Source organism: Accumulibacter sp. (assembly GCF_032229525.1).
In the GTDB taxonomy this organism is placed as follows: Bacteria; Pseudomonadota; Gammaproteobacteria; order Burkholderiales; family Rhodocyclaceae; genus Accumulibacter.
The window spans coordinates 1-4,310 of the sequence record NZ_JAVTWB010000246.1 but is presented as its reverse complement, the minus strand read 5'-3'; the positions used below and the strand labels follow the sequence as shown (position 1 = coordinate 4,310).

Below are 4,310 nucleotides of genomic sequence, written 5' to 3'. Positions count from 1 at the left end.
CGCAGGTCGATGAAGCCTGGGGCAATCAGATTCGCTGCCTCGAGCGCGGCGATCTCGCGGCTCAGCAGTACGTGTGCCGCAGGGTACTCGTCGCGCAGGTAGATCCAGCAACGGGCAGCGCCGATGTAGGCCGCTGCCAGCAGCAGTCCGTCGAGAAACTGGTGCGTCTGCTGTTCGAGGATCAAGCGGTCCTTGAAGGTGCCCGGTTCACCCTCGTCGGCGTTGCACACCAGGTAGCGCGGCGCCGCGGCCGCGCCGACCAGGCGCCACTTGCGAGCGGTCGAAAAACCGGCGCCGCCCATCCCGCGCAGCCCGGCCGCCTCGACTTCGGCAAGCACCGCTTCGGCCGGCAAGCTGCCGTCGCGCAGCGCCAGCAGCTGCCGATAGCCGCCGCGCGCACGGTAGGCGGCCAGACTCTCACTGGCCGCCGGCAGCGGTGTAAAGGCTTGGGCGTCGATCAGCGCCTGTACGTCGGCTGCGCTTGCACGATCGGCATGGCGTTTGCCGACCTGCACCACCGGTGCCAGATCGCAACGGCCCATGCACGGTGCGCGTAGGACTCTGGCCTCGCTTGGCGGCAGCAGCTCGCGCAATGAGCCGTCGAGCTGCAGCGCCCCCTGCAGCCGGCAGCTGAGGCCGTCGCAGACGCGCACAGCAAGCGCCGGCGTCGGCTCGTGGTCATCGCGGAGGTCGAAATGGGCGTAGAAGGTCGCTGTTTCGTAGACCTCGGCAACGCTAATGCGCAGCAGGTCCGCCAGCGCCACCAGTTCTCCCTCGCGCAGGCAGCCTCGCGCGTCCTGGAGACAGTGCAGATGTTCCAGCAAGAGGTCGCGGCGTAGCGGCATGCCCGCCAGCAGCTCAATGACAGCGTCGCGCGTCGCGGGGTCGACGCGCCGGCCCCGGCGCTGCCCGCGTCCCTTGCGTCGTCCTGTGGTGGCTTGTTCCGTGCGGCTCATTCGTTGGTTTCCACGATTGAAGCGGCAATCCTAACAAACGTGAGCGCTGCCGACGGGGAAATAAAGCGTCGGTTTCGGGCAAGTCGTCCGGGGCTGGCAGCATCGAGACAGTGGCTCGATGAAAACCTTAATACCCTCTCTCTTACCCTTATTTGAGGGTAATTACCCCCTTCTTCGCCCAGCTTGCGCCGGGTCCGCGTCCCTTGCACTCGACCACGCCCGCCGCTTGCTGCTCGCGAAGAACCCGTCGCACCATGTCGCGGCCGACGCCCGGACAACTTTGTTCCAGGGCGCTGATCGAGAAATCACCGCCCTGGGCGACGAGGCGCTCAATCCCGGCCAGCACCTGATCTCGCTTGGCACCGCGCGGTGCTTTCGTTTCGCCGACGCGCTCGGCAAACTCGCGATAGGCTGCCTTGAGGATCGATAGCAGGTAATTGATGTATGGCCACGGGTCGTGCCTGCCTTCATGCCAGCCCTGCGAACTTTGTTCGAGGGTCTCGTAGTACCTGTCCTTGTTCTGCTCGATGAGACGTTCCAGACTGATGTAGCGCCCCACTTCGTAGCCCAGTTGATAGCTTTGCAGCAGGCACAGCAGGCGCGATACGCGGCCATTGCCGTCGCGCAACGGATGAATGCACAGAAAATCCAGATTGAACGCCGCCAGCGCGATCAGCGGATGCACCCAGCTTTCGTCGCGGCAAGCGTGCCAGGCGGTCAACAGCGCCGCCATGCGGGCAGGTGTTTCCGCCGCCGCTACGGTGCGAAAGCGCACCCGTTCGCGACCATCCGGATAGCGTTCGATGATGTCGGCGTCCTTTTCCTTGTAGCGCCCTGCGTCCCAGATCTCGCCACGCGCCAGAGCGTGCAGGCGCTGCGCCGTCGCCTCATCAATGGGTGGCGCCGCCCGATGTATCCAGGCCAGGGCATCGCGATAGCCGCGCACTTCCTCCTCGTCGCGGTCACGAAACAAGGGTCGGGCCGTCACCAACACGTCGCGTACCCGCGCCGCTTCGATCGACACCCCCTCGATGCGGTTGCTCGATAGCGCGCTTTCGAGCAGCGCGTGTTCGCGCAAGGCCTGCAAACGCTGCGGCGATTGGCGCGTGTAGAGTTCTTGCTTGCCTCGAAACTCGCCGAGGTCGGCGAGATACCACGCCGCTGCGGGGTGGACGGGGAGGGTGGCTGCGGCGAAGAGGTGTAGGGTGTTCGTGACGCGTTTCTCGTGCTGCTGATTCGGGCCTATTTGATCATTTGGAATGTCGGGACGGTGCCTCGATAGTGGTCCGACACGCCGGCGTCGTCGCCTGGAGTCGGCCTACTCGCATCCGATCCAGAGCATCGCTGGGAGCGGCCATGATCAATCCGTGCACGCAATTCCTCACCTCCTGAAGTTCCAGCCCGCGTGCAACTCGCACCAGCCTGGATTCGTTCCGTCTATCCACTGCCAGCAAGATGCTAGACCGCCGTACCGCGCCCGTTGTACGACATCAGGATCAGCGGCTTAGCGGTCTCCAGATCTGCCTGCGCGGTCAGTGAGAGCTCCAGGTCGCCCGTCCCCCAATGCCCTTGCTGACTGACGTCGCGAGCAATTACCGGCAATGGCGTGAGCAACTCGGGGTTCAGGTGTAGATAGAGCAATAGCCGGTTCCTCTGCGCTACCACAGTGGCGAAGTTTTTCAGCCGCTTGAACGCCAGGTAGAGCTTTAGCTCCTTGCGCTGCACGTCGTCGCCGAGGGAGACAAGATAGTCCTCCAGTGAGGCGAGCAAGTCGGTCAGGTGCGGCGGCAGCAGCGGTAGCCAGTCGGCGAAGGCTCTGTCGCCGGTAGCGGATTTTGCGGCCGCCACCTTTGCCTTGGGTGGCTTTGCATTCTTGATAGCACCGCCATGCCCGCTGTTGGCGCTGGTGGCGTTGGCGAGCTCCAACAGCAGCAATTCGTCACCGAAGCGACGGTAGCGGATCAGCTCGATGTTGCGGTTGATCTGCTGCACCGCGTGCCCGTCGTACTTGGTGAAGTCTGCCGCGATGCACACCAGCCGTGGAGCGCTCCAGTCGATGCGGTCGGCCGCTGGCTTGCCCAGCTTGTCCATCGCCAGTAGCTTGAACTCGGCCTGGTGATCCATCAGCCAGTCGAGGTAGAACAAGCCCTGGTTGATGACGTTCTCGCCCACCGAGCGCTTGTATTCGAGAATCACCGGACAATCGTTTTCGTCCAGCCCCAGCGAGTCGATGCGGCCGGCGTGCGTTTTACCGGTGGAGTATTCGGTAGCCAGAAAGCGGATGCCAAGCAGCGTCTCCAGGTTGGCCTCGATCAGCGATTGCAGTGGCCGTTCGAGATCCGAGGCGTCGCCTTGCAGTTCGGTGGCGCTGCCTGACTGGAGGTGGAAAAGTTTGATGTCGCTCATCTCGTTTCCTGGTTTTTGGGAGCCAAGGTAAGCACTTCATGCTTGACGACCGCTACAGGCCCACCCTGGACGCGACCCGATTGGGCCAGGCCCTCGGCCCACTGGCGGAACTTCGGCAGGCTGGTGTTCGGGTCGTCCGCAAGGTAGCGCTCAGCCAGCAAGCCCAGACGTTCGAGTTGCTCATCGTGTTCCTTGAGCGCTGTGAAGTTGCTCGGCGGACGAATGTCGATCATGGAAGCTCCTACCTCAGCTCGTACCAGACGCCACGCCCACTGCCATGCAGGCGCAAATGCCGGTCTCCCACCAGCGCGCGCAAGTGCTGCTTTAGCGTGTTGCGGTTGCTGCCGGTGAGCCTGATCGCGTCGCCCATGGTGATGCGGCCATGCGCACGCGCGAACTCGGCGATTTGCAGCGATAGCGCGGACAGGGTGGCGAGCACCAGCTTCTCGCGTTCGATCTTTCGGCCGAGTCGTCGCACCTGTTCAGCGACGGCGCGCAGGAAGAAGTCAAGCCACGGCTGCCAGTCGGGCATCTCGCTGCGAATCGTGCCCTGAGTCTGGCGCAAGGCGAGGTAACAGGCTTCCTTGCTTTGCTCGATCACGCTTTCGAGCGAGCTGTCGGGGACGTAGGCGTAGCCAGCCTGCAGCAACAGCAGGGTGGTCAGCACACGGCTCAGGCGACCGTTGCCGTCCTGGAAAGGATGGATCTCCAGGAACACCACGCCCCACATGCCGATGAGCAACAAGGGGTGTAGCCGGCCTGTTCCGGAAGCAGCGCGCTCGGTAATTGAACCAGATCAACAGTTCGCTCATCAGACGAGGAGTGTCGAAGAGCGTCGCCGTCTCGAATACGACGCCGAGTTGCTTGCCATCTTCATCGAACGCCACCACGCGGTTGGAGGAGGTCTTGTAGTTTCCACGGTGCCACGCGTCTTTCTCGCTGTGAGTC

General features: G+C 63.4%; 4 protein-coding genes and 1 pseudogene. All 5 read right to left on the bottom strand.

Annotated features, from left to right (window positions below; translation table 11 throughout):
* The coding region (locus RUW20_RS19475; RefSeq protein ID WP_313953879.1) for an NAD(P)H-dependent oxidoreductase subunit E at positions 1 to 956 on the bottom strand (956 nt) is incomplete at its 3' end.
* Between the two features lie 148 nt (positions 957 to 1,104).
* Positions 1,105 to 2,034 (bottom strand): Fic family protein, encoded by a 930-nt coding sequence (locus tag RUW20_RS19470; RefSeq protein WP_313953878.1) that lies wholly within the window; start codon positions 2,032 to 2,034, stop codon positions 1,105 to 1,107.
* Positions 2,035 to 2,414: 380 nt separating this feature from the next.
* On the bottom strand, positions 2,415 to 3,362 hold the full coding sequence (locus RUW20_RS19465) for a DUF5655 domain-containing protein (RefSeq protein ID WP_313953877.1): 948 nt from the start codon (positions 3,360 to 3,362) through the stop codon (positions 2,415 to 2,417).
* Positions 3,359 to 3,595: a hypothetical protein gene (locus RUW20_RS19460; RefSeq protein WP_313953876.1), complete on the bottom strand. Its 237-nt coding sequence runs from the start codon at positions 3,593 to 3,595 to the stop codon at positions 3,359 to 3,361. Before RUW20_RS19460 ends, RUW20_RS19465 begins: the two co-directional genes overlap by 4 nt.
* Before the next feature lie 8 nt (positions 3,596 to 3,603).
* Positions 3,604 to 4,310 (bottom strand): annotated as a pseudogene (locus tag RUW20_RS19455) (Fic family protein); the annotation flags it as partial.